Origin of the sequence: Mycobacterium sp. NPDC049093, assembly GCF_040704635.1 — a bacterium.
In the GTDB taxonomy this organism is placed as follows: Bacteria; Actinomycetota; Actinomycetes; order Mycobacteriales; family Mycobacteriaceae; genus Mycobacterium.
In genome coordinates, this window is sequence record NZ_JBEZJS010000015.1 from 1 (window position 1) to 22,650 (window position 22,650).

Here is a 22,650-nt window from a genome sequence, read left to right on the forward strand (position 1 = left end):
AACGTCCGGTCGACATCACCCCGGAACCATCGCCCGACACCCCAGTGTCCGAGGTCGCCTGACGACCCTCGATCCACAGGATTTGACTATTTCTCGAAAGAGCGGTTTCGCGACCAGTAGGGAGGAAAGCGAAGAAGGTGTCGCATCCGTTGCTGTCGCCATACCTGCAAGAGGTCCCGACGTGAGGCTGGCACTAAATGCATCAGCGCCGAGCTATCGGTTACGGCCATCACATGTCCGCAAAGTAGCTGGCATCATCGGCGAAGCTGCCGCAGAGCTTGCTACTAAGCTGGTCTAACTACATTGGCAAAGGAGATGTTCTGTGTCGAGTACCCCCGACCTGCCGGCGTTCGTTTCGACGATCGATGACTACCTGCGCTTAGAACAGCGCCACTCGCCGGCCGAGCAAATGTTCGCAACCGTCCTCACAGACGACTTCGAAATCGGCTTTCGCGGCGGCCACCAATGGAAGGGACTCAATGGTCTGCGGTTGTATCTCACGCAGCGGGACGGGATTTTCGACGAACGCCTCGAACTGCGTCAAGTACTTTCCTACGTTCCGGTGCAGGAGGATGTCATCGAGCTGACGACACGACTCGAGTTCTTCTTCCGTCGCTGGAGAGCTCCTTCGCCGGTCAGCGAAGAATTCACCGGTGCGGCCTTTCACACGTGGCTGATCCGCATTGTCGACCATGAGACCCGCGTGGCCCGGGTGGTTATCGATGGATTTGCAAATCTCAACGACAACGCCAGGGCGGCGTTTGCTATCCCAGATGAAGGGTTCGACGAATAACGCATGTGACCGCATCGTGATCACTTTGCGCTTTACTCGCACAACCCGTGGGCCGACAACACGGGTGCAGATCAGGCCGCCTGCTTCGCCGGGAGACGCCGCGGCCACGAAAGTTGCAGGGCGGCTGGACATTAGCGCCGTGGATGGGTTGACCGGCCGCCGTGTGTTTGACCGCCGTCGTCAAGCGCCCTTCGAAGCGATTACCTTGACAATTTCTCCACTGCTTACGTGTCGCCGACGCCGAAAGCCTCGGCGAAGCTAACGTTGCCCCTGGTTTCCCTCTGGGTTGCGTCCACGGCAGCCAGGAGGCGGGAGTTCTCGATGACTATCATCTCGACGTCCTGTTGGTCATCTGCATAGTGGCGATGCCATACCCACGGCGGCGTATACACGAAGTCGCCTGCGCTCCACGTTACGCGTTGATCGCCAATCTCCGACCAGCCCGAGCCATGTCGCACGAAGTGAACTGACTCGTGTACGTGTCGATGAAGGTCACTGCCCGCACCGGCGGGGATCTTCTGCAGGAAGAACTCAATGGAGCGGGCGGGTATCCGCAGAAGCAATCCAATTTCTGATGGGCTTCCGGTCTGGATCCAGTGTGCCTCGGTGGAGTTCACGACGAGGTGCTCCTCGGTCACGTGCTGGGTGTCGCGATCCCCTGCGCGCGCCATACTTTCGGCGAAATCGGCTAGCTCGTCACGGGATAGGGTCATCAATCCACTCCTCTGGGAATTTCGTCGCTGAGCGAGCATGGAGTCACTTTTCGGCGACCCAAGCGCCAGGGTCACGACAGAGCTATGTGCAAGCGCTTCTCGAGCGCGGCGATACTGATGGCGAAGGTCTCGAGTACGCGCACGCGTCCGTCTCCGGCGTTGTCGATGTCGAAGATCGCGTACTCGGTATACAGCCGGCTGACGCACCGAAGCCCGGTCAGCGGGTAACTGCACTCCGGAACCAACTTCGCGGTCCTGTCCTTGCCGAACAGCGTCATCATCACGAATACGCGCTTCGCTCCGATGGCGAGATCCATCGCACCCCCGACCGCGGGAATGGCGTCCGGTGCTCCGGTGTGCCAGTTGGCGAGGTCTCCACGCTCGCTGACCTGAAACGCCCCGAGCACACACACGTCGAGATGGCCGCCGCGCATCATGGCGAAGGAGTCGGCGTGGTGGAAGTAGGACGCCCCAGGGGTTTCGGTGACCGGAACCTTGCCTGCATTGGTGAGATCCGGGTCAATGGCGTCTCCTGTCGCGGCGCCTCCCATGCCGAGCATGCCGTTCTCGGTGTGCAGCACCACCTCGGCGGCGGGGTCGAGGTAGTCGGCGACCATCGTGGGCTGGCCGATGCCGAGATTGACGTACGACCCAGGTGCGATGTCGCGGGCGATCATCGCGGCGATCTCCCCGCGGTCCAACGGGCCACGGTCGAGATGCTCGACACGACGCCGTGTCCTTGCATCGAGCGTTCCCGTCACGAGGCGGCCTCGGTGCGGGCGGCGGGAATCGAGGACAGGTCGAGGATGCGGTCGACGAAGATACCCGGCGTCACGACCGTCTCGGGGTCGATGCCTCCGGTCTCGACGACGCGGGAGACCTCAACGACGGTCAGCGTGGCGGCGGTCGCCATGACCGGACCGAAGTTGCGAGCAGTCTTGCGGTACAACAGGTTTCCGGCCCGGTCGGCCAGGTGTGCTGCGATGAGTGCGACGTCGCCGCGGATCGGATACTCCAGCACGTAGTCGCGGCCGTCGATCGTGCGGATCTCCTTGCCCGAGGCGAGCGGGGTGCCGACACCGGTCGGGCAGAAGAACGCGCCAATGCCCGCGCCTGCCGCTCTGATCCGCTCGGCCAGGTTGCCCTGCGGGACCACTTCGAGGTCGACCATGCCGTCCCGGTAGAGCCTGTCGAACACGTACGAATCGGCCTGTCGGGGGAAGGAACAAATGACCTTCGCGACCCGACCGGCAGCCAGCAGCGCGGCCAGACCGGTGTCGCCGTTGCCCGCGTTGTTGCTGACGATGGTGAGCTCGGCGGCGCCCTGTTCGATGATCGCATCGATGAGTGTGGTGGGCATGCCCGCCATGCCGAATCCGCCGACGAGAATTGTGGCGCCGTCAGCGATTCCGGCGACGGCTTCGTGGGCGGCGGCGCAGACGGCGGTGCGGCTCATGACGACGCCCGCTCGTCCTCGTCGAATTCCGGCAATACCTCGGCGGCGATGCGAAACGCGGAGTTGGCGTCGGGGACGCCACAGTAGATGGCAGTCTGCATCAGCAGCTCCTTGATCTCGTCGTTGCTCAAACCGTTCCGGCGGGCCGCTCGCAGGTGCATCGCCAGTTCCTCGCGGTGCCCGCGCGCGACCAGCGCCGTCAGGGTGATCATCGAGCGGCTGCGAAGGTCTAGACCTGGGCGTGTCCAGATGGTTCCCCAGGCGTACTGGGTGATCAGGTGCTGGAAATCGGCGGTCATGTCGGTGGTACCGGCGATTGCCCGGTCGACGTGCCCGTCGCCGAGCACCTGGCGCCGTATCGCCATTCCCGCGCGACACACATCCTCGACGGTCCTAGTCGCAGGCTGCGGAATACCCACCTGCTCTGCGATGAGGCCGGCGACCCGGTCCGGGGCTTCGGCGGGTGCCAGGTGGCCGACACCGTCGAGCACTACGAGGTCACCGTCCTGGACACCGGAGGCGATGCGCCGCAATGACTCCGGCGGTGTGGGCACGTCGGCGCTGCCTGCCACGGCCAGGACGGGAGTGACGATCTCGCGCAATCGGTCGGAGACGTCGAATGCCGCGAGGGCCTCGCAGGCCTGCGCATAGGACTCCGGATCGGTGTGGCTGAGGGTGTCCAGCAGCGCCGCGCCGACACCTGGTTGCCGGTCGACGAAGCCCGGCGCGAACCACCGCTGGGCCGCGCCCGAGAGTAAGGTTTCGACGCCCTCGGCGCGGACGGTGGCGGCGCGCTCGAGCCAGCCAGCTGGGGTGCCGATCAACGCACCGGTGCCCAGTAGGGTCGCCGAGTCCACCCGTTGCGGCGCGTCGAGCATCAGCTGCAGACCGACACAGCCACCGAGCGAATCACCGGCGTAGTGGAAGGTCTCGGCGTGCATGTCGTCGGCGAGTGCCAGCACGGCGACCGCGAGTTCGGCGATCGTGAAGGGCTCGCCAGGACCGCCTCGACCGTGACCGGGTAGGTCCCACCCGACGACGCGGGCGTGCGCACTCAGCCATCCAGCCGCAGCGCTCCACAGCGTGGCTGCCGAGGTACCCAGTGAAGGCCCCAGCACGAGGACAGGCGCACCGTCGGGTCCGCCGAAGTCGATTGTGGCCAAGGCCGGAATGGTCATGACGCAGACTTGATGAAGCGGCGGGCCCGACTCAAGGTCGAATCGATCAGCCGATCGGCGGCACCGGTGTAGTCGGGCCGTGCTGGGCTACCGGTCAACTCGGTCATTGCACGTTGTTCGGTGAGCAGCCCGCCCGCGTCGGCCAGGTTCGCGGCCGCCCGCGCCGTGTCCACCTGCAACCCGGAGAGCAGTTCGGAGGCTTGGATGGCCGCCACGACGGTGTGGCGGGCGAGCGTGCGCAGTGTGGCCCATTCGGCGTGCCACGCGCCGTCGGAGCGCTCGTCGACACTCGCTCCTGCGGCCAGGTGCAGGGTGGCGCCCAAGGTGCCCGCGGTGAGCGCGGTGCGCCGGATCAACACAGAGCGGACGGGATTGTTCTTGTGCGGCATCGTCGATGAGCCGCCACCAGTCCCCTCGGCCAGCTCGCCGACCTCGGGCCGGCTACCGGTCGCGATGTCGGCGGCGATGTGCCCCCAGGCGTCGCAGCAGCTCACCAACGCATCCCCGATGCGGGTGATCGCCGAGCGGGTGGTGTGCCAGGGCGGAGCCGGCGCCAGCCGCAGTGCGCCGGCGAGCGCGTCGCTCAACGCGATGGCGCCGTCCACCGAACCGGTCAATTCGGTAGCCGCCGCCAGCGTTCCCACCGCGCCACCGACCTGCACCGGCAGCGAGGGCAGCAGCCCGGTCAGCGGTTCGGCGGCGTCCAGTATGCCGGTAAGCCAACGTGCCATCTTGGCGCCGAAGGTGCTTGGTAGGGCGGCCTGGGTCAGGGTACGCGCGAGTGTTGGTGTGCTCCGGTGCCTCTCAGCGAGCTCGGACAGCGCCCGGACTTGGACGGTGAACTCGTCGCCGATGCGCATGAGGACATCACGGGCGCAGATGACGAGCGCTGTGTCGACGACGTCCTGACTGGTTAGCCCGCGGTGTAACCAGCGGGCTGTCGCCGCCGTTGAGCGCTCACGCAACAACGTGACCAGAGCGCTGACGGGGCTGCCGTCGGTGGCGGCGCGGCGGGCGATCGACTCGGTGTCGGCGTCGGCGATGAGGTCTGCCAAGCTGGCACGCGCCTCTTGCGGTGCGATACCGGCGTCGACGAGGCTGTCCAGCCACGCCCGTTCCACGGCCACCATGGCCTCGAGGAATGCGGGGCCGCTCATCAGGTCGCCTGCGAGGTCGTCGCCCGGCCAGAAGAGGTCAGTCATCGCTGGTGTCCCGCGTAGCGCAGGAAGACCGTCTCGGGTTTGCCTGGCGCGTCCTGCAATTGGATGTCGAAGCGTAGTCCGGCGCCCTCGCGGGTGGCGATGAGCGTGTCGCGACGCTCGGGCGGCAGGGACGCCAGCAGTGGATCGCCGGCCAGCTGCCCCCCGGGCACGTAGGCGCGGGTGAACAGCCGGTTGAGCAGCCCGCGGGCGAACACGGTGATCAGAAAGAACGGTGCCGCACCGGGATCGCAGGGACCTGGGATGACGGTGGAAAAGTTGTACCGTCCGCCATCGTCGGTGCCGGCGCGGCCCCACCCAGTGAAGGTCCAGCCGTCCCGGTGTAGCGAGCCGGTGGACGTGGGGATGGTGCCGTCGGCGTTTGCCTGCCAGATCTCAAGTAGGGCGTCGGGAACAGGCTGGCCGTCACCATCGAGGACCAAGCCGGAAAGCTGGACGGCACCCGGTGAGCCGGCCGGAACCAGCTGGTCGCACCGGTCGAACGGGAGTGCGTAACCGAAAAAGGGTCCGACGGTCTGCCCCGGGGTGGCGGTGAGCAGGGTATTCATCAGTGTTCGCTTCCGCGGTGGGGATCCTCGGTCGGAGTGCGCGTCGCGCCGGTGAGGATGATGTCCCACCGGTATCCGGTGGCCCATTCGTGGGTGGTGACGTCGTGGTCGTAGTTGGCAATCAGTCGGTCTCGGGCCTTTCGGTCGGTGATCGACTGATAGATCGGGTCCAGCGCGAACAACGGGTCGCCGGGGAAGTACATCTGGGTGATCAGCCGTTGCGTGAATTCCGTTCCGAACACCGAGAAGTGGATGTGGGCTGGGCGCCAAGCGTTGCGGTGGTTCCTCCACGGATACGGCCCTGGCTTGATCGTGGTGAAGCGGTAGCTTCCGTCGTCATCGGTCAGGCAGCGGCCGACGCCGGTGAAGTTGGGGTCGATCGCGGACGGGTGCTGATCACGCTTGTGGATGTAGCGACCGCCGGCGTTGGCCTGCCAGATCTCGACGAGTTGACGTCGCACCGGCCGTCCGTCGCCGTCGACCACCCGGCCGGTCACCACTATCCGTTCGCCGATGGGTTCGCCTGAGTGCTGGATGGTGAGGTCCGATTCAAGCGGATGCACGTCGCGTTCGGAAAAGCAGGGCGTCCACAGCTCGACGCCCTCCGGGTCAGCGTGGTGTAGGTCCTTCGTGGGATGACGCAGCAGGCTGCTGCGGTAGGGCGCGTAGCCGAGCCGCGGCTGCGTCTCCTCGATGCCAGCGCGCTGATACTCGGACTCGATCGCCTCGATCTCCGCGCTGATCGCCTGCTGCCTCGGCAACCCGCCGTCGGGATCGGGGTCGATCACTGCTGTCATAGCCTTGACACTATTGGCTCCTCGGCGACTGACCTACGCTAGATTACCACTGAGCGGAAAGGATCCGTGAGTGGCGGGAAATACCTCAACGCCCGGCACCAGCGTCGCTTCTCGTTTGCTGCGCATGGTCGCCGCCTTCGATGAGTGGCACCGGACACTGACGCTGTCCGAACTGGCGGGTAGGGCCAGCCTGCCGATGGCCACGGCCCACCGGCTGGCTGCCGAACTGGTTGCGGGCGGGGCGTTGCAGCGCCGCACGGACGGTCGTTTCGAGGTCGGCCGACTGATGTGGAGCGCTGGGCTGCTCGCCCCGGTCGGAGGCGGATTACGGCAGGTCGCAGAGCCGTTCTTGCACGATGTCTACGCGGCAACGCTCGCCACCGTGCACCTCGCGGTACGCGACGGCAACGAAGTATTGTACCTCGAGCGGATGATGGGTAGGGCATCCGTGCCGATCGTTAGCACCGTCGGCAGCAGGTTGCCGATGCACTGCACCGGCGTCGGCAAGGTGCTGTTGGCGCACGCGCCACGCGAAGTCCAGGATCAGGTGTTTGCCAATCTGACTCCGATTACTCCCTACACAATCACCCAGCCTGCGGTGCTGTCCCGACAGTTGGAGGGGGTGCGGCGCGAGGGGTTGGCTACCACCGTGGAAGAGATGTCGCTAGGCGCCTGTTCACTGGCCGTGCCGATCGTCCGGCAGTCCGACGACGCTGTGGTGGCCGCGATCGCCGTCGTAGTTCCGTCGTTGAAGCGAGGTCGCCAGCGACTGCTCGGCGCCCTGCAGGTGGCTGCCCGCGGCATCGTCCGGCTGCTGTGACCCACGGGCCGCCGCAGCAGCGATCGCTGTGCTGTCGGGCGGCTTCTGACAAAACGCGACACCGTCGCTAGCCGTCGAAAAAGTGGTGACTGCCATGACATCTGGCGCGAATCGGAGTCCGCGCCGCGGTGGAGGGATAGACGCGACCGATCCCCCAGTTGAAGCTGAGAAAGCATCAGCAAAGGGTCCGCCGTTCAACGATCAGCGGCGGAATCCATCCTGCCCACCTCGCACTCTCACCTCGCGAATCGTCACTTGGAGGAATTGTCAATACCTGTGGATCGGGGTGTTTCAGGCGACCTCCGTTCCGGCGTCCTGATCGTCGTCTGAGGGCGGTGTTGGTGGGGTGATGTCGGTGGGGCGTTCGAGCAGTTTGCCTTTGTGGAAGACCGCGCCGGCGCGGACCAGGGCGACCAGGTGCGGGGCGTTGACGGCGCGCCAGCGGGCCGAGGCGGCGTCGATCAGCTTGTAGGCCATCGCTAGTCCGGCCGTTCGCGATCCCGGGCCTTTTGTCACCTTGGTCCGAAGTCGCACTGTGGCGAAGGTGCTTTCGATCGGGTTCGTCGTGCGCAGGTGGATCCAATGTTCGGCCGGGTACTTGAAGAACTCCAGCAGCACATCGAGGTCGTCGGTGATCTTGGCGACCGCCTTGGGGTACTTGGCGCCGAAATCGACCTCGAAGGCCTTGACCGCGAGCTGGGCCTTGTCGATATCCTCGGCGTTGTAGATCTCCTTGAGTGCCGCCAGGGCCGACGGGTGTGCTGATTTCGGCAGTGCGGCAAGAACATTGGCTTGCTTGTGGAACCAGCAGCGCTGCTCTTTGGTGGCCGGGAACACCTCACGGACCGCTTTCCAGAACCCGAGTGCACCGTCACCGACGGCGAGCACGGGGCGGTCATGCCGCGCCGTTTGCAGTCGCGCAGCAGATCGGCCCACGACTCGGCCGATTCACGGTAGCCGTCGCTGATCGCCACCAGCTCCTTGCGGCCGTCAGCGCGCACACCGAGCATCACCAGCAGACACAGCTTTTCCTGGTCCAGGCGGACCTTGAGGGGGATGCCGTCGACCCACAGGTAGACATAGTCGCTGCCCGACAGATCGCGACGACCGAACGCGGCGGCCTCATCTTGCCACTGCGACGTGAGCCGGGTGATCGTCGATGCCGACAACCCGGCACCGGAGCCGAGGAACTGCTCCAGGGCCGGGGTGAAATCGCTGCTCGACAACCCGTGCAGGTACAACAGCGGCAACACCTCGGACATCTGCGGGGACTTGCGCGCCCAGGCCGGCAGGATCGCCGAGGAGAACCGCTTGCGTTCACCAGTGTCGGGATCGACACGTTTGTCGTTGACCCGCGGGGCCCTCACCTGCACCGCACCGGCTGCGGTCAGCACCTCGCGCGGCTGGTGGTAGCCGTTGCGGACCACCAATCGGTGGCCGTTGTCATCGCGCTGGTCAGCGAACTGCGCCACGTAGGCGGCGACCTCGGCCTGCAACGCCGCGGCCAGCATCTGCCGAGCGCCATCACGGACAATCTCATCCAACAACGACCGACCAGCACCACTGTCGGTGTTGTCGTTGGCCTCCGCGCCGTCGTGAACTACGGTGAGCATGGGCGTACCTTCCCAACCAGCGCGCCAACGCCGGTCTTGATCGAATACCTGATTCCGTGATGATCATCCTCGGGAAGGTGCGCTCATTTTCACGCCCCCACGCCGAGGCTCATCCACAGGTTCTGATCATTCCTCTCACTAAGCCTGATTCCACCGACCGACGGTGTGGTGGCCGGTTGAGCTGATGGTCTTGATCCGGGCTGGTGGTGGGCATGACGAGGCCGCTGGTCTGTCCAGCTTTTCCTGTCGGGTTCCTGGTTGTCGGGTCGGGTGGTCGGTGGTTCAGGCGCTGGATCGGTGGCCGATGGTGTTGTGCCACAGGGTCATCCATGCTGGTTCGGCGGGCCAGTGCCGGGGTAGGTGCAGGATCGGTCGTCGTTGGGGTCGGGCCAGACGAGCCGGGATATTGACCAGGTGACGGCGCAGGGTCGCCCCGCGCGCGGTGCGGTGACGGGTCCCGGCCAGGGTCGCGGTGGCGCGCAGCAGATTGTGGGCGATCGCGGCGCAGACGGCCCAGGCACTGTTGGCGCCGAAGCGCCCGGAGGGAATGTGGGCCAAGGGGCCGTCGATGAGGTCGGCGAAGGTGGTTTCGATGATGGCGTGGCGGCGGTGGGTGATGTCGGCGTCGGTGGCCGACTCGGTGGTGTTGGTGAAAAACGGGTGATACCGCCAGATCGGGAACAGCCCGTCTTGGGGTTGGTTGGCGTCTTTGACCCGGCGCACGATCAGCCGGGCGGTGACCGCCTCATAGGTGCCGGTTTTGGCCATGGTGTAGACGGCTTCAGCGACTTCGGCATCAGAGATCCAGGCCCCGGTCTCGCGATCGAGCACCGCACCCGGGTATTTCACCGGGGTCCAGGCGTTCTCGGGAATGCTGTCGATGGCGCGTTGCACCGCGGCGTTGCGGGTCAGCACCAGCGAGAACACCGCCCCGTAGCGGCGGCATACCCGGATCACCGCCCGCGATCCATAGGCGCTGTCACCGCGCACGATGATCTGCCCGGTGACGCCGGGGTCCCGGCAGTAATGGCGCAAAAAACAACGAGGTTCGCGTAGCGCCTGGTCCGGGTAGACGGACGAGTCGTTGTTGGTGGCCGCTATCGGTGGCCGCGGTCGGGACCGAGGAGGCTGGTGATGCCGCGCATGGCCGCCGGTGAGGGTTTGAAGTAGCGGCGCAGGTTGTCGGGTTTGCGGTGGCGGGACTTGGCCATTAGCTCGAGCAGGCTGGCTCCGGCCTCGCCGAGATGCGTCAGGCCAGAATGCCGGAGTTCGTGCAGGTCCCAGCCGGTGCCGGGTCCGTTGGTGGCGGTGGCGGCATCGAGCAGGGCGCGGGCCTGGCCGTAGGACAACCTGGCCAGGCCGGTGTCGGGGCAGATGTCGCGGTCGGCGACGGCTTTGCGGGGTCCGGGTCGGCGGTGGGTGACGAACAGCGGTCCGCGGGTGCGGCCCTTGGTGAGGCGTGGCAGGAGCCGGGCGGTACCCGCGTCCCAGTACACGAGCTCGTGCGCGTACTCGTGATGGGCGGCGCCGCGGCGGCGGGTGCGGGGCTTGGCGCCCTTGGACTTCACCGGGCAGCACCGCCCGGCCAGGTCGAGGTCTTCGATGTTGACCTGGAGCAGTTCCTCGGTGCGGGCGCATGTTTCGTAGAGCATCCGCCACAGCGTCTTATCCCGCAGGTCGATGTCGCGGCGGGTGATGAGCCGGTCGATCGCGGTGCGCGAGCGCACCGGGGTGGCCGAGTCCGGCGGGGTGGAGCGTTTCACCCACGCGGGGACCGCCGGGGCGAGGTGTCCGTGCTCGCGGCACCACGCCAGCCAAGACGCGACCGCGGCGCGGCGGGCGTTCCAGGTGTTGACCGCCGCCTCGCCCCACAAAGTTTCCAGGGTTTCGCCGATCTCGTCGTCGGCGACATTGGCCAGCGGCCGGGCCTCGCCGAGCCTGGCGGTGGTCTTATCGACGGCGATGGCGTAGGAGCGGCGGGTGTTCGGGGAGCGGATCGAGTCGAGGAAGCCGTCGCCGGCGGCGCGGACGGTGATCCCGGACGACAACATTGTGACCTCCCTGGCCTGCTTGCCACAGATAACAGGGCCGCTTCGCGCACCGCCGGAGCGGAGTCGTCGCAGGCCGGGTTTCATGGTGCCACAGATAACAGGGTGTTATCTGTGGGATCAGTCGGCGGCGGGTCGGTGGACGCCGCCGGCGGCGGCGTTGACGGCTTCGGCGAGGGTGGGGTGGATGTGGATGGCGGCGGCGAGTTGGCCGTAGGTGGCGCCGCAGGTCATGGCGATGACGGCTTCGTGGACGAGGTCGCCGCCGTCGGGTCCGGCGATGTGGCAGCCGAGGATCCGGTCGGTGGCGGCGTCGGCGACGAATTTGACCAGGCCGCGGGTGTTGCCGATGGCGCGTGCTTTGGCAACGCCGGTGAAGTTCTGGCGGCCGATGATCACGTCGTAGCCGGCTGCGCGGGCGGCGGGTTCGGTCAGGCCGACGGCTCCGACTTCGGGGTCGGTGAACACCGCGTGCGGCACGACACGTCCGGTGGTGGTGCGGTCCTGGTCGCGGTAGACGGTGCGGTAGACGATGTCGGCGTCGTCGCGGGCGGTGTGGGTGAACATCGGCCCGCCCCGCAGGTCGCCGATCGCCCACACGTTGTCGGCGGAGGTGTTCAGGGTGTCGCCGACGGTGAGGAAGCCGTGCGGGTCGGGTTGCAGGTCGAGGTGTTCCAGGCCCAGGGCGTCGGTGTTGGGGGTGCGCCCGGTGGCGAGCAGCAGGTGGCTGCCGGTGATCTCGGCGGTCTCGGTGCCGGTGCAGCCGATCCGGATGTTGCCGGCCGTCCCGGCGGCGTGAGTACAGGTGGTGGCGGTCGCGACAGTGATGCCGTCGGCAGTCATGCCGTCGGCGACGGCGGCGCTGATGTCGGGGTCTTCCCCGGGCAGCAGCCGGTCGGCGCGCTGGACGATGGTGACCTCGGCGCCGAATCGCCGGAACATCTGCGCGAATTCGCAGCCGACGTAGCCGCCGCCGACGACGAGCAGGTGGGCGGGTAGTTCGGTGAGGTCGAGCAGCGTGCGGGAGGTGTAGTAGGGCACGGCATCCAAGCCGTCGATGGCCGGGAGGGTGGTGCGGGTGCCGGTCGCGAGGATGATCCGGTCCGCGGTCAGGGTGGTGCCGTCGACGGTGAGGCGCCGGTTACCGGTGAATTGTCCTGCGGCGTGGTAGAAGTCGAGGTCGGCGGATTTTTCGACGGCCCGATACGATCCGGCCCGGATGGAATCGACGAGGGTGTTCTTACGCTCCACCACGGCGGCCAGGTCGACGGTGACCGGACCGCCGACGCGGACGCCGAACTCGGCGGCGCGGCGGGCCTGATGGGCGACGGCGGCGGAGGCGATCATCGTCTTGGTGGGGATGCAGCCCCGGTTCAGGCAGGTCCCGCCGAGCAGTTCCTTCTCGACGAAGGCGACCCGGCCGTGGCGGGCGGCGCGCAGCGCCAGTGGCAGCCCGGACATTCCGCCGCCGAGCACGAGGGTGTCGTAGCGTTCGGTCATTGCGGGCGCCCTTCCTCGATGACGGTCGTCGGGGTGCAGCAGTCGACGGGTGCGGCATCGGTAACGCGGCGCCGGATCATGCGGTGAGCGAGGACGGTGACGGCGGCGGTGAGCACGGTCAGTGCCGCGATCGTCGCCATCAGTGGTGTGTGGTTCTGCAGCCAGGTGCTGGCGGTGGTGGACAGGGCCGCGAATCCGTTGGTGCCGGTGGTGTCGCCGGTGACGGCGGGCAGCCAGTACCAGGCCAGGTAGGCGCCGGTGAGGATGAGCACGGTCGCGGTGATGCGGGTGCCGTGCCGGGCGAGGGCGGCGAGATGGTGGGTGAGCGCGGTACCGGCGGCCGCGGCGGCGAGGCTGACCAGCAGCAGGATCGTCGCGGCGCCGAGGGTGTAGGCGACGAACACCGCGAGCAGCGCACCCCAGCCCGCGGTGGCCTGGGCCTGGGCGATGACGGCCAGCAGCACCCCGAACGTGCACGACAGCGACGCCGCGGCGTAGCCGATCCCGGCGAGGACGATCCCGGTTGTGCCGCCCGGCCCGGTGGCCGGGCGCAGCGCTCGGGTGGGCAGTCGCAGACCGAGCACGCGGCCGGTGAACATGACGACACCGAGCAATACCAGGGCGACACCGACGACCAGACCGAGCCACGGCGCGGCGCTGATCAGCGCGCGGGCACCGGCGCTGATGGCCAGCCCCGCCACGGCCAGGGTGCCCGCGAACCCGAGGGTAAAAGCGACGCCGGTTCGCAGCGCCCGCGCCGTGCGTACCCCGAGCGGTTCGGTGGCGGTGTCGCCGAGGGTGTGGGTGATCCAGGCCGGCAGCAGCGCGAAACCGCACGGATTGACCGGGGCGAGCATGCCCGCGGTGAACGCCAAGGCCAGCAGCCCGTTCACCGGTCCCCGGCCTTCGCCAGCGCGGCGGTGATCTGATCGGCGGACGGGTCGGCGGCCCGGTAGGCGACCGCACCGCCGGGGTCGACGACGAGCAGGGTCGACAGGGCGGCCACGGAGTACCGCTTGGTCAGGGTCGCATCGGTGTCGATGACCGCGGGCACGGTGTCGGTCCCGGTTTGCTGCTGGAAGTCGGTGACGACCTGGGCAGGTTCGGCCGGATCCATGTCGACCAGGACGAAAGCGGCGGTGTCACCGAGTTGTCGCGCAGCCTGCGACAGCGACTTCGCGCCGCCCACGCATTCACCGCAGCCGACCGAAAAGAAGAACATCGCCGTCGGCTTGCCGCTGGGCACGGTCACCGGCGCCCCGGACAGCGCGGTGACCGTGACGGGGTCGGTGGCGGCGCGGGGCGAGGCGGTGTCGGTGCCGCAGGCAGCCAGCACCGTGACCGCCAGGGCGGCGAGCGCCGCGCTCACCGTGCGTCGGGTGATCGGCGTGGTCACGGCTGGGAACTCCGATCGGTCGACGCGTTGGGCTGATGCGATCGGCGGGTGCCCAGCAGTCCGCGGACTGTCCCTCGCTGCGGCGGCTTACGACGGCGCGCGGTGTAGCCGACGGCGGCGAGGACCATCACCGCGGCGGCCACGATCGGTCCCCAACTGCGCAGCGCACCGCCGAGGGCGGTGAGCGCACCGGCCGCGATCAAGGCCGGTCCGGCGCAGCACACGATCATGGCCACGGCGGCACCCACCACCGCGAGCGGGCCGCCGATCCCCGTGGAGTTGTTGCGTACGTTCATCAATGTCCTGCTCCGTTCACACGAGCGGTGTCGATGCGGGTGCAGCAGGTCAGCGCGGCGGCGTTGTCGGCGGCGAGGGAGCGGGCCAGCATCACCAGGTCCGCGACGCGTGGGTCGCCGACGGAGTAGCGCAGCTTCTTGCCGTCACGGCGCGCGGTCACATAACCGCAGTCGGCCAGGCAGGACAGGTGCACCGACACCCGCGGCTGGGAGATCCCGGCATGCTCGACACACTCCGCGGAGGTGCGCTCGGCGGCCAAGATGAACTCCAGCAGCTTCAACCGCGTCGGATCCGACAGCGCGCGAAAGAACTTCGCCGTCGCATCCAGGTGCGTGCAGGCCGTCTCGCCACCGGGCGCGGTGACGGCGGCGGTCGTGGACCGGGGCAAGGGGATCGCCTCCACAAGAAGAAAGTTGAACTATTCGGATAAGCGCATAGTATGATGTCCGGAGATATTCGTCAACGCGAATAGCAACCTGTTCCGTGACCGGAGTCCCCCAGCAAGGAGAACCCGCCGTGACCACGACATCCCCGCGCGCCGATCTGGCGATCATCGGTTCCGGTTCGGCGGCGTTCGCCGCCGCCATCGCCGCGGTCAACCTCGGCAAACGGGTGGTGATGGTCGAGCGCGCCGCGATCGGCGGCACCTGCGTGAACGTGGGCTGCGTGCCGTCGAAGGCGCTGCTGGCCGCCGCGGAGGCCCGGCACACCGCGGCGAGCGCCGACCGGTTCCCGGGGCTGGCGGCGACCGGGGCACCGGTGGACTTCGCCGAGCTGATCGCGGGCAAGAACGCGCTGGTCGACCGGCTTCGCGGCGAGAAGTACCTCGACCTGGCCGCCGACTACGGCTGGGAGATCGTCTCGGGAACCGCCGTCTTCACCGGTACCACCGACGCACCGGTGCTGCGGGTCGAGCAGGGGGCCGATGGCCCGCGGGTGATCGACGCCGATCAGTACCTGATCGCGACCGGCGCCGCGCCGTGGGCGCCGCCGACCGACGGGCTCGCCGAGGCGGGGTATCTGACCTCGACCACCGCGATGGAGCTCGACGTCCTGCCGGGGTCGCTGATCGTGGTGGGCGGCAACGCCATCGGTCTCGAACAGGCACAGTTGTTCGCCCGGCTCGGCACCCGGGTCACGGTGATCGAGGCCCTGGATCGGCTGGCGCCGTTCGAGGAACCCGAGATCTCCCGGGCCATCGCGCAGGTGTTCGCCGACGAAGCCATCACCGTGCTCACCGGCGCCACCCTCGACAAGGCACTGGCCGAGGGCGGCGAGAAACTCGTCACCGTCCGCACCGCCGACGGGGCCACCACCGAACTGCGGGCCGCCCAGCTGCTCATCGCCACCGGCCGCCGCCCCGACACCCCCGGATTGAATCTGGCGGCGGTCGGGGTACGCACCGACGACCGCGGCGCCGTCGTCGTCGACGCCCACCAGCGCAGCAGCAACCCGCGGATCTGGGCCGCGGGCGACGTGGCCGGCGGCCCCCAATTCGTGTACGTCGCGGCGGCGCAGGGCACACTCGCCGCCGGCAACGCCCTCGGGCACGCCGGCCGCACCCTGGACTACACGGCGCTGCCGCGGGTGACATTCACCAGCCCGGCCATCGCCGCGGTCGGCCACACCGACAGCCAAGCCGCCGCAGCCGGATTACGGACCGAGTCGCGGCTGCTCACCGGTGCGAACGTGCCGCGTGCCCTGGTCAACCGGGACACCCGTGGTGTGGTCAAACTCGTCGCCGAGGCCGGGACCGGGCGGGTGCTAGGCGTGCACGCCGTCGCCGAGGGTGCCGGGGATCTGATCACCGCCGCCGGGTACGCGATCACCGCGGGCATGACCGTCGACCAGCTCGCCCGCACCTGGGCGCCGTATCTGACCATGGCCGAAGCGCTGAAACTCACCGCCCAAACCTTCACCGCCGATGTCGCCAAGCTGTCCTGCTGCGCGGGCTGAGGACCGGATCGAGCCGTCATGAACACACCGGTGATGACCATCGGAGACCTGGCCCGCCGCACCGGAGTGCCGGCGAAAGTACTACGCCGCCACCACGACCTGGGCCTGATCTACAGCCTCGGCCGCAGCCGGGCCGGATACCGGCTCTTCGACGAACACGCGCTGTGGTGCGTCGAGGTCATCGCCACCCTGCGCGGCCTCGGCCTCACGGAGGCCGAAATCCGTCAGCTCGCCGCCACCTGCGACGACAGCGCCCGGCCGGTCGGACCGCAGCTGGCCGAACTACTGGCCCGCTCCCGGACCCGGATCGAGGACCGCATCCGCGACCTCGACGAGCAGCGCCGCCGCATCGACGAGTTCGAACACCACCACCACGACGCGTTGACCCGGGCGACCAGCCACGACCGAGCCGCCGCCCCGCCGTGGGTGCCGGATCCGAGGACATGCGGCTGCGGCGCTTGACCTTCCCTGCGGTGGCAAGCCCGACACTCGATCCCACACCCGTGACTACACGCTCCGAGGGGACACCAGCGATGACGACCAACCCGTTCGCCACCACCATCGTCGACACACTGTTCGACTCCACCGCCAATACGGGAACGAACCTGATGGGCACCGCGATGCGGCTGCTCGCGGCCGGTGAACCGATCACCATCGAACAGCTCGCTACCGCCGCCGGCGCCAGCGTCGCCGACGTCGAGAACGCGCCCGCCGCCGCGGACATCGAATACGACGACCGGCACCGCATCCTCGGCTGGGGCCTGACCCTCAATCCCACCCCGCACCGGTTCACCGTCGACGGCCACCAGCTCTACACCTGGTGCGCCGCCGACACCCTGCTGTTCCCCGCCATCATCGGTCGCCCCGCCACCGTCGAATCCACCTGCGCCGCAACCGGAACCACCATCCGACTGTCCGTTGACCCGGCCTCCGGGGTCAGCGGCCTCGACCCGGCCACCGCGGTCATCTCTGTACCCGGCCCCGACGAACTCGACCCGACCCGGGTCCGCGCCACCACCTGCAACCCCGGCCGCTACTTCGCCACCGCCGTGGCGGCCGCCGACTGGCAGAGCCGGCACCCCACCGGGCTCGTGCTGCCCGTCGCCGACGCCTACGCCCAGCTGCGCCCGATCAGCGACCGCGTCCTCACCGCCACCGAACCACCACGCTGTCGCTGACCCAACCCAGGCCACCGATGTGCCCAGCTACGCCCCAGCACCCTCTCCCGGAAGGTGGTAGCCGGCGGTCAGAAGAGGGTGTCGCGGACCCGCAGCGGCCGGTACCCGGTGGGGCCGAGCTGGGCCAGTTCGGCGTCGATGTCGACCTCGATGGCGCCGAAGAAGTTGATGTTCTCGCTGTGCGCCGGAGAAATGTGCGCCAGCACCTCGTCATCGATGCGCCGCCCGGCCCGCCGCATCTGTTCGGTCGCCAGACCGTAATACTCCGTGGTCCAGGCGATGACGGCGTTGGTCGCCAACGTGAGGCACCATGCCTGTTCGGTCTGTCCCTCCAGGTGCCTCGCGCGCACGGTTCCTTCATGCGCGTAGAGCAGGTCGCGGCGGAGCGCGTGCAGGGATTCGCCCTTGTTGAGCTGGCGGGAGATCTTGCGTCGATAGCCCGGGTCGGACAGATACCGGGCGGCGTAGATCGTGCGCCGCAGCGCCCCGTACTCCTTGAGCGCCGCCGCGAGGGCGTTCTGCCGGCCCGACGCCGACAGCTTGCCGACCAGCAGCGACGCGGTGGCGTGCCCGAACTTCAGCGACCCGGCCAGCCGGAGCAGGTCGTCGTAGTGCTCGGCGATCAGATCGAGATTGCACCGCCGGGTCAAAAGCGGGCCCGCGTGCGGGAACGCGGACTCGACCTGGGCTCGCGGCGCCGCCCGGTACAGGGTGATCCGGCCCAGGTCCCGGATGCGGGGCGAGAGCTGCAACCCGAGCAGGTCGAACAGCCCGAAGTTCACCAGGGTGACGCCGTGCGTGTCGGTCGCATGCTCGGTGATCGGCAGATCCGTTGCATTGCCGAGGATTTCGTCCAGCACGTAGTGAGCTTCACGTCTCGTCGCGACGATGACCTTCGTGCCGTAGGTGGCGTGCTGATCGGTGACATGGGTATACGTGCTCAGTCCTTCGTTCGCGAAATAGCGGCTCAACGCTCTGGCAGTGACCGATTTGCCACGGGTCGGGAACCGCTGCCCATCACTGGAGGACAGGGTGCCGGCCCCGAAGATCGGGGTCAGCGGCAGGCGTTGGTGGTAGTCGATGATCGTCAGGTTCGCCGCCCGCAGCGTCTCCTCCCGCACATACCACTCCGAAGTCCAGGCCAGGATGTCGTAGGAGATGCCGGAGGCCTCCGCCATACGGGTGAGACCCAGGTTGGTGGAGTAGGCCAGCAGCACCGCGATGAGGTTGCGCTTCAACTCCGGGGTGCGGGACTGCTTACCGCCGGCGTGGGTGAAGCAGTCCAGGTAGCCGGTGCGTTTGTCCAGCTCGATCAACAGCGACACGATCGGCGCGAACGGCAGCATCTCCGTCAACTCCTGCTTCAACGCCACCGCTTCGGCCGGAACGTCTTCTGCCGACAGCGGCGAGACCACCAGGTCACCGGCCTCATCGAGACGGACCGGGCCGTCGCCGTCGGCGAGCACCTTCTCCAACTCGCTCATAGCGTCGTGCAGCTCGTCGGTGGCGGTCGCCAGGGCGCGGGCCGGATCAGCGGACTTGCCGACCAGGCGGCAGAACTCGTCACGCTGCGGCTCCCACGCCTGCGGGGTCAGCAGGTAAGCGGCCGGGTCGGCGTAGCGGCGCGACCCCGGCACGAACACGTCGCCGCTGCGCAACCCGTCCCGCAGCCCCAGCAGCACGCACAGCTCCCAGTAGTGCCGATAGGCGGTGGTGTTGCCGGCTTTGCGGGCCTCGTCGAGGTAGCCGCGCCACTTCGTCGGCACGAACCCCGTCGGCGCGTCGTCGGGCACCTTGCGGGTACCGGTCGCATTCAGCTCCCGCAGCATGTGCACCCCGATCAGCAGCTCGATCGCCGCGGTGCCGCCGGCGAACCGGACTGTCGACAGCACCTGCGGGGTGAACTGCCGCAGATAGGAGTACGAGCTGTCCAGAGCGGCCAGGTGCCCGTGATCGCGCGGCAGCCGAGGTTTGGCCTGCGCGACCGCGGCCCGCAACCGCTCCCATCCGATCCGATCGCCCCGGATCAGGCCGCCGATCTCCTCGTCAGGGATCTGCGTGTCGGTGATGATGGCCAGCAAGTCGTCGAGCAACCCCTGCCGATCCTCTCCGGCCTTACCGCGCTCGGCGAGCTCGTCGCGCATCCGGCGTTCGGCTTTGCTCAACCTGGCCGAGATCGCCTGATCGAACAGCTGCACCACCTCGTCGAGCACATCGGTGGCCGACTGAGCCAACACCGTGAGCAGGATCGGGTAGCGGCGTTGCGGATCCCGGCGTTCCAAGGCTTGGCCCGTCAAGCGTCGGCCCACAGTCGCCAGGAACCGCCGCCGCTCCGCCGGCAGCACCGACATATCCAGCTCATCCGCGCCCAGGTTGCGCAGGAACACCAGCTTCTCGACCTCGGCCTTCACCGCGGTCGCCGACGCCTCCACCGGGCCGGTCGACAACCACCGCAACCGCGACATCCCGATAGACGGGTCGGCGACCAGCAACGCATCCAGTTCCTTACACCGCTGCGGCGTGAACTCGCGCGCCAACCGGTCATAGGTCTCCCGCTGCGCCTGCGTGCGAGCATGCGCGACCCGGCGGACCACCGTGTCCGGGCCCGGCCGGATCACCCGCGCCGAGATCAGGTACTCACACGCCAGCCGGAACAACAGCGTCGGCGAATCGTGCTCCATCGCCCGCGCCAGAAGGAACTCATCCAGCTCCTTCAACTCCATCGACCCGGCAGGCCGCCACCCCAGATACTGGGCCACCAGCCGCACATGCTCGGTCCGCGTCTGCGCCCGCTTGCCATACGAACGAAGCTGCACCGCATCGACATTCAGCTGATCCGCCAACCGGGCCACCGCCACCGGCGGCGCCGACGACACCTTGTCCGGCACGAACCCCAGCCACGGCAAGGTGCACAACGCCACCGCCAGGCCCAGACGGACCGCAGGGCCCCTGCCCTGCGGAGCAACGAACGCCAGATCCGCCGGGGTCAGCGTGAAGTACCGGAACAACTCCTCACGACTGATCTCCGGGAACTCCCGCAGGCGCTGCAACTCCTCGTCCGCGAATACCCGCGTCGCCACGAACCCCAGCCTCCAAAACGCCGACCAACCTCATCGGCAGCCAAGCCAAGCACCAACCTGAATCGGCCTGGGTTTCGTTCCTATCGGTTTCCCTGTCCGGCGGTCGCCGGGAGGCCTGATTCGAGGTCAGCGTAGTACGCGTCCTCGATCTCGATCGGGGTGCGCATGCCGAGTTCGCCGTGCAGGCGTTGATGGTTCCACCACCACACCCATTCGAGCGTCGCGAGCTCGACCTGCTCGACGGTTCGCCAGGGGCCGCGCTGGCGGATCAGCTCGGTCTTGTAGAGGTTGTTGACCGCCTCGGCGAGGGCGTTGTCGTACGAGTCCCCGACGGTTCCCGTCGAGGGTGTTGCGCCAAGCTCGACGACCCGGTCGGTGTAGACCATCGACATGTAGTTCGAGCCGTGATCGGCGTGATGGATCAGCCCGTCCAGCGGGCCGTCCGCGCCCCAGGCGGCCATGTCCAGCGCTTGCAGCGGCAGCACCTCCGCGCGCAGCGTCGCCGCGACGTTCCAGCCCACGATCCGACGTGAATAGACGTCGGTGACGAACGCGACGTATGCGAAGCCCGCCCAGGTGGCCACATACGTGATGTCTGCAACCCAGAGTCGGCGCGGCGCGTCCGCACGGAACCGCCGCTGGACGAGGTCCCGCGGTAGGGCCTGCGCCTTGTCCGGCCTGGTCGTGAACACCTTCTTCGACTTGCGAACCCCACGCACTCCCGCGAGGCGCATGAGGCGCTCGGTCTGGTCGCGGCCGATGTCCCACCCCTGCCGTTTCAGGAGAGCATGCATCTTCCGCCGCCCGTAGACGCCGTAGTTCTCCGCATGCAGCCTGGCGACCTCGGGCACCAGCAGCTCGTCGCGCAGCTGCCGGGCGGAGGCTACGCGGGTCTTCGCGGCGCGATACCCGCGGGACGTGATGAATCCCTGCACTGCCGGGCGCAGCGTCCGGCAGATGAGCTCGACCCCGAACCGCTCTCGATACTCGTCGATGAAGCGGATCATCTCGGTCAGGGACGGTCGAGCTCCTTCGCGAAAAACACGCTCGCAGCCTTGAGGATCTCATTCGCCTTTCGCAGCTCGGCCACCTCGCGGCGCAGGCGCTTGTTCTCCTCAGCGACATCGCTCGGGACACCGGGCTTCGCGCCGGCGTCGACCTCGCGGCGGCGATGCCACACCCGCAGCGTCTCCGCGCTCATGCCGAGGAGCCCCGCAACATGCCGCACGGCGGACATCAGATTCGAGTGCTCACCGGAGGCCTTGGCCTCATCGAGCATCCGCAGCGCGCGCTCGCGCATCTCGGGAGAGTACTTCTGGTTCATCGTGTTCCATCCTTGCTTCAAGAACGGAACGAAACCCAGGCCGATTCAACCACCCCGGCCCGCAGCCCGAACCGAGAAATCACCGCCGACCAGGCGCTACGCGAACCTCGTTGTTTTTTGCGCCATTACTACCGGGACCCCACGCCGGCCGCACGCGCAGTCTGCAGGGCTTGGGCGAGCATGCGGGCGGCCCCTTTACCGGAGTTGGCCTTGCCCGCACGCAGTCGGATGCCGGTGATCACCGGTGCGGCGGTGTCGGTGCTCAAGGTGGTGACCAGCGGGGACAGCCCTTTGCGCAGAACCTGCTTGCCAGCGATCTTGGTGTGTCCGTAGGAGGCGCCCTGCTTGGCATGTCCGTGCACCGGGCGCAGCAGGGAGTCGATGTCGAGGTAGGCACGCACATCGGCTCCGGGCAGCAGGTCCACTCGCTCGCACAGACCGGCCAGATGCTCGGCCAGTACCGAGTCGAGTTGGCGGGCGTGACCGAAGGTGAACTCGCGCAACAGGGTTCCCACGGTGGAGGGGGCATACACCCGGTTGAAGAGGGTTTTCATGCCGCCGGCTCGGACCACGTCGACATCGTCGATGTAGTCCGCGCCGGCGCACATGCTCGCGATCAGAGTGGCCAGTTTCGGTGCTGGTTTAGCCTCGATCCACTGATGAATTGGGGTAGGTGTGCCTCGCTGGGCTGTTGAGGGCTGGTCCTGGTCGCGGGCAGGGGGTATCTGCTGGT

At 67.9% G+C, this 22,650-nt stretch carries 22 protein-coding genes and 3 pseudogenes; 7 read left to right on the forward strand and 18 right to left on the reverse strand.

Features of this window, described 5'->3' with window-relative positions; all coding sequences use genetic code 11:
- Nucleotides 1-82 precede the first annotated feature (82 nt).
- Nucleotides 83-298 carry an IclR family transcriptional regulator domain-containing protein gene (locus tag AB0876_RS33550; RefSeq protein WP_074414912.1) on the forward strand — a complete coding sequence of 72 codons (216 nt, stop codon included), beginning with the start codon at nt 83-85 and terminating at the stop codon, nt 296-298.
- Between the two features lie 24 nt (nt 299-322).
- Complete coding sequence (locus tag AB0876_RS33555) at nt 323-793, forward strand: hypothetical protein (RefSeq protein WP_047040856.1); 471 nt, start codon at nt 323-325, stop codon at nt 791-793.
- Nucleotides 794-1,017: 224 nt separating this feature from the next.
- On the opposite strand, the gene AB0876_RS33560 is transcribed toward AB0876_RS33555, so the two are convergent.
- The 7 genes from AB0876_RS33560 to pcaH all read right to left on the reverse strand — a co-directional run bounded on the left by AB0876_RS33560 (nt 1,018) and on the right by pcaH (nt 6,705).
- On the reverse strand, nt 1,018-1,506 hold the full coding sequence (locus AB0876_RS33560; RefSeq protein ID WP_047040871.1) for a cupin domain-containing protein: 489 nt from the start codon (nt 1,504-1,506) through the stop codon (nt 1,018-1,020).
- Nucleotides 1,507-1,577: 71 nt separating this feature from the next.
- The gene (locus AB0876_RS33565) at nt 1,578-2,267 is read right to left on the reverse strand and encodes a 3-oxoacid CoA-transferase subunit B (protein ID WP_047040853.1); all 690 of its coding nucleotides are present in this window, start codon (nt 2,265-2,267) and stop codon (nt 1,578-1,580) included.
- The gene (locus AB0876_RS33570; protein ID WP_047040851.1) at nt 2,264-2,962 is read right to left on the reverse strand and encodes a 3-oxoacid CoA-transferase subunit A; all 699 of its coding nucleotides are present in this window, start codon (nt 2,960-2,962) and stop codon (nt 2,264-2,266) included. Before AB0876_RS33570 ends, AB0876_RS33565 begins: the two co-directional genes overlap by 4 nt.
- Nucleotides 2,959-4,140, reverse strand: a complete 1,182-nt coding sequence (pcaDC, locus tag AB0876_RS33575; protein WP_047040849.1) for a bifunctional 3-oxoadipate enol-lactonase/4-carboxymuconolactone decarboxylase PcaDC — start codon at nt 4,138-4,140, stop codon at nt 2,959-2,961. Before pcaDC ends, AB0876_RS33570 begins: the two co-directional genes overlap by 4 nt.
- Complete coding sequence (locus tag AB0876_RS33580) at nt 4,137-5,342, reverse strand: lyase family protein (RefSeq protein ID WP_043416463.1); 1,206 nt, start codon at nt 5,340-5,342, stop codon at nt 4,137-4,139. The genes pcaDC and AB0876_RS33580 overlap by 4 nt, the downstream gene beginning before the upstream one ends.
- Nucleotides 5,339-5,908, reverse strand: a complete 570-nt coding sequence (gene pcaG, locus AB0876_RS33585; RefSeq protein ID WP_043416462.1) for a protocatechuate 3,4-dioxygenase subunit alpha — start codon at nt 5,906-5,908, stop codon at nt 5,339-5,341. The genes AB0876_RS33580 and pcaG overlap by 4 nt, the downstream gene beginning before the upstream one ends.
- Nucleotides 5,908-6,705 carry a protocatechuate 3,4-dioxygenase subunit beta gene (gene pcaH / locus AB0876_RS33590; protein ID WP_043416460.1) on the reverse strand — a complete coding sequence of 266 codons (798 nt, stop codon included), beginning with the start codon at nt 6,703-6,705 and terminating at the stop codon, nt 5,908-5,910. Before pcaH ends, pcaG begins: the two co-directional genes overlap by 1 nt.
- Nucleotides 6,706-6,775: 70 nt before the next feature.
- Here pcaH and AB0876_RS33595 point away from each other — a divergent pair, with 70 nt between their 5' ends.
- On the forward strand, nt 6,776-7,525 hold the full coding sequence (locus AB0876_RS33595; RefSeq protein WP_047040843.1) for an IclR family transcriptional regulator: 750 nt from the start codon (nt 6,776-6,778) through the stop codon (nt 7,523-7,525).
- A 291-nt stretch (nt 7,526-7,816) separates the two neighbouring features.
- On the opposite strand, the pseudogene AB0876_RS33600 reads toward AB0876_RS33595, so the two are convergent.
- Nucleotides 7,817-9,072, reverse strand: a pseudogene (locus AB0876_RS33600) (IS256 family transposase).
- On the opposite strand from AB0876_RS33600, the gene AB0876_RS33605 reads away from it, so the two are divergent.
- A complete protein-coding gene (locus AB0876_RS33605) occupies nt 8,959-9,198 on the forward strand; it encodes a hypothetical protein (RefSeq protein WP_224866092.1) in 240 nt (79 codons plus the stop codon). The pseudogene AB0876_RS33600 and the gene AB0876_RS33605 overlap by 114 nt on opposite strands.
- Before the next feature lie 222 nt (nt 9,199-9,420).
- On the opposite strand, the pseudogene AB0876_RS33610 reads toward AB0876_RS33605, so the two are convergent.
- The 7 genes and pseudogenes from AB0876_RS33610 to AB0876_RS33640 form a co-directional block, all read right to left on the reverse strand.
- Nucleotides 9,421-10,158: pseudogene (locus AB0876_RS33610) on the reverse strand (transposase); the annotation flags it as partial.
- Nucleotides 10,159-10,235: 77 nt separating this feature from the next.
- A complete protein-coding gene (locus tag AB0876_RS33615; protein ID WP_017682183.1) occupies nt 10,236-11,189 on the reverse strand; it encodes a tyrosine-type recombinase/integrase in 954 nt (317 codons plus the stop codon).
- A 117-nt stretch (nt 11,190-11,306) separates the two neighbouring features.
- Complete coding sequence (locus AB0876_RS33620) at nt 11,307-12,686, reverse strand: dihydrolipoyl dehydrogenase family protein (RefSeq protein ID WP_010596918.1); 1,380 nt, start codon at nt 12,684-12,686, stop codon at nt 11,307-11,309.
- On the reverse strand, nt 12,683-13,579 hold the full coding sequence (locus AB0876_RS33625) for a cytochrome c biogenesis CcdA family protein (protein ID WP_010596917.1): 897 nt from the start codon (nt 13,577-13,579) through the stop codon (nt 12,683-12,685). Before AB0876_RS33625 ends, AB0876_RS33620 begins: the two co-directional genes overlap by 4 nt.
- Nucleotides 13,576-14,082: a TlpA family protein disulfide reductase gene (locus tag AB0876_RS33630; protein WP_010596916.1), complete on the reverse strand. Its 507-nt coding sequence runs from the start codon at nt 14,080-14,082 to the stop codon at nt 13,576-13,578. The genes AB0876_RS33625 and AB0876_RS33630 overlap by 4 nt, the downstream gene beginning before the upstream one ends.
- A complete protein-coding gene (gene merT, locus AB0876_RS33635) occupies nt 14,079-14,378 on the reverse strand; it encodes a mercuric ion transporter MerT (RefSeq protein ID WP_010596915.1) in 300 nt (99 codons plus the stop codon). The genes AB0876_RS33630 and merT overlap by 4 nt, the downstream gene beginning before the upstream one ends.
- Nucleotides 14,378-14,767: an ArsR/SmtB family transcription factor gene (locus AB0876_RS33640; protein ID WP_026138108.1), complete on the reverse strand. Its 390-nt coding sequence runs from the start codon at nt 14,765-14,767 to the stop codon at nt 14,378-14,380. Before AB0876_RS33640 ends, merT begins: the two co-directional genes overlap by 1 nt.
- A 128-nt stretch (nt 14,768-14,895) precedes the next feature.
- On the opposite strand from AB0876_RS33640, the gene merA reads away from it, so the two are divergent.
- From merA to merB, 3 genes are all read left to right on the forward strand, one after another.
- The gene (merA, locus tag AB0876_RS33645; protein ID WP_010596913.1) at nt 14,896-16,335 is read left to right on the forward strand and encodes a mercury(II) reductase; all 1,440 of its coding nucleotides are present in this window, start codon (nt 14,896-14,898) and stop codon (nt 16,333-16,335) included.
- Nucleotides 16,336-16,353: 18 nt separating this feature from the next.
- The gene (locus AB0876_RS33650; protein ID WP_010596912.1) at nt 16,354-16,797 is read left to right on the forward strand and encodes a MerR family transcriptional regulator; all 444 of its coding nucleotides are present in this window, start codon (nt 16,354-16,356) and stop codon (nt 16,795-16,797) included.
- A 71-nt stretch (nt 16,798-16,868) separates the two neighbouring features.
- Nucleotides 16,869-17,513, forward strand: coding sequence for an organomercurial lyase MerB (gene merB, locus AB0876_RS33655; RefSeq protein WP_010596911.1), 645 nt, complete (start codon nt 16,869-16,871; stop codon nt 17,511-17,513).
- 68 nt (nt 17,514-17,581) lie between these two features.
- On the opposite strand, the gene AB0876_RS33660 is transcribed toward merB, so the two are convergent.
- The 3 genes and pseudogenes from AB0876_RS33660 to AB0876_RS33670 form a co-directional block, all read right to left on the reverse strand.
- The gene (locus AB0876_RS33660) at nt 17,582-20,593 is read right to left on the reverse strand and encodes a Tn3 family transposase (protein ID WP_017682184.1); all 3,012 of its coding nucleotides are present in this window, start codon (nt 20,591-20,593) and stop codon (nt 17,582-17,584) included.
- 80 nt (nt 20,594-20,673) lie between these two features.
- Nucleotides 20,674-21,917 (reverse strand): IS3 family transposase gene (locus AB0876_RS33665; RefSeq protein WP_394341189.1). Its coding sequence is split into 2 segments (ribosomal slippage): nt 20,674-21,632 and nt 21,632-21,917, totalling 1,245 coding nucleotides; the frame shifts between segments, so codons are not numbered across the junction.
- Nucleotides 21,918-22,057: 140 nt separating this feature from the next.
- A pseudogene (locus tag AB0876_RS33670) lies at nt 22,058-22,564 on the reverse strand (transposase family protein); the annotation flags it as partial.
- Nucleotides 22,565-22,650 lie beyond the last annotated feature (86 nt).

What these genes read in the sequence shown, in the direction of transcription:
- AB0876_RS33560 (WP_047040871.1), bottom strand. Translation starts at nt 1,506, where the DNA reads ATGACCCTATCCCGTGACGAGCTAGCCGATTTCGCCGAAAGTATGGCG.
- AB0876_RS33570 (WP_047040851.1), bottom strand. Translation starts at nt 2,962, where the DNA reads ATGAGCCGCACCGCCGTCTGCGCCGCCGCCCACGAAGCCGTCGCCGGA.
- pcaDC (WP_047040849.1), bottom strand. Translation starts at nt 4,140, where the DNA reads ATGACCATTCCGGCCTTGGCCACAATCGACTTCGGCGGACCCGACGGT.
- AB0876_RS33580 (WP_043416463.1), bottom strand. Translation starts at nt 5,342, where the DNA reads ATGACTGACCTCTTCTGGCCGGGCGACGACCTCGCAGGCGACCTGATG.
- pcaG (WP_043416462.1), bottom strand. Translation starts at nt 5,908, where the DNA reads ATGAATACCCTGCTCACCGCCACCCCGGGGCAGACCGTCGGACCCTTT.
- pcaH (WP_043416460.1), bottom strand. Translation starts at nt 6,705, where the DNA reads ATGACAGCAGTGATCGACCCCGATCCCGACGGCGGGTTGCCGAGGCAG.
- AB0876_RS33615 (WP_017682183.1), bottom strand. Translation starts at nt 11,189, where the DNA reads ATGTTGTCGTCCGGGATCACCGTCCGCGCCGCCGGCGACGGCTTCCTC.
- AB0876_RS33620 (WP_010596918.1), bottom strand. Translation starts at nt 12,686, where the DNA reads ATGACCGAACGCTACGACACCCTCGTGCTCGGCGGCGGAATGTCCGGG.
- merT (WP_010596915.1), bottom strand. Translation starts at nt 14,378, where the DNA reads ATGAACGTACGCAACAACTCCACGGGGATCGGCGGCCCGCTCGCGGTG.
- AB0876_RS33650 (WP_010596912.1), top strand. Translation starts at nt 16,354, where the DNA reads ATGAACACACCGGTGATGACCATCGGAGACCTGGCCCGCCGCACCGGA.
- merB (WP_010596911.1), top strand. Translation starts at nt 16,869, where the DNA reads ATGACGACCAACCCGTTCGCCACCACCATCGTCGACACACTGTTCGAC.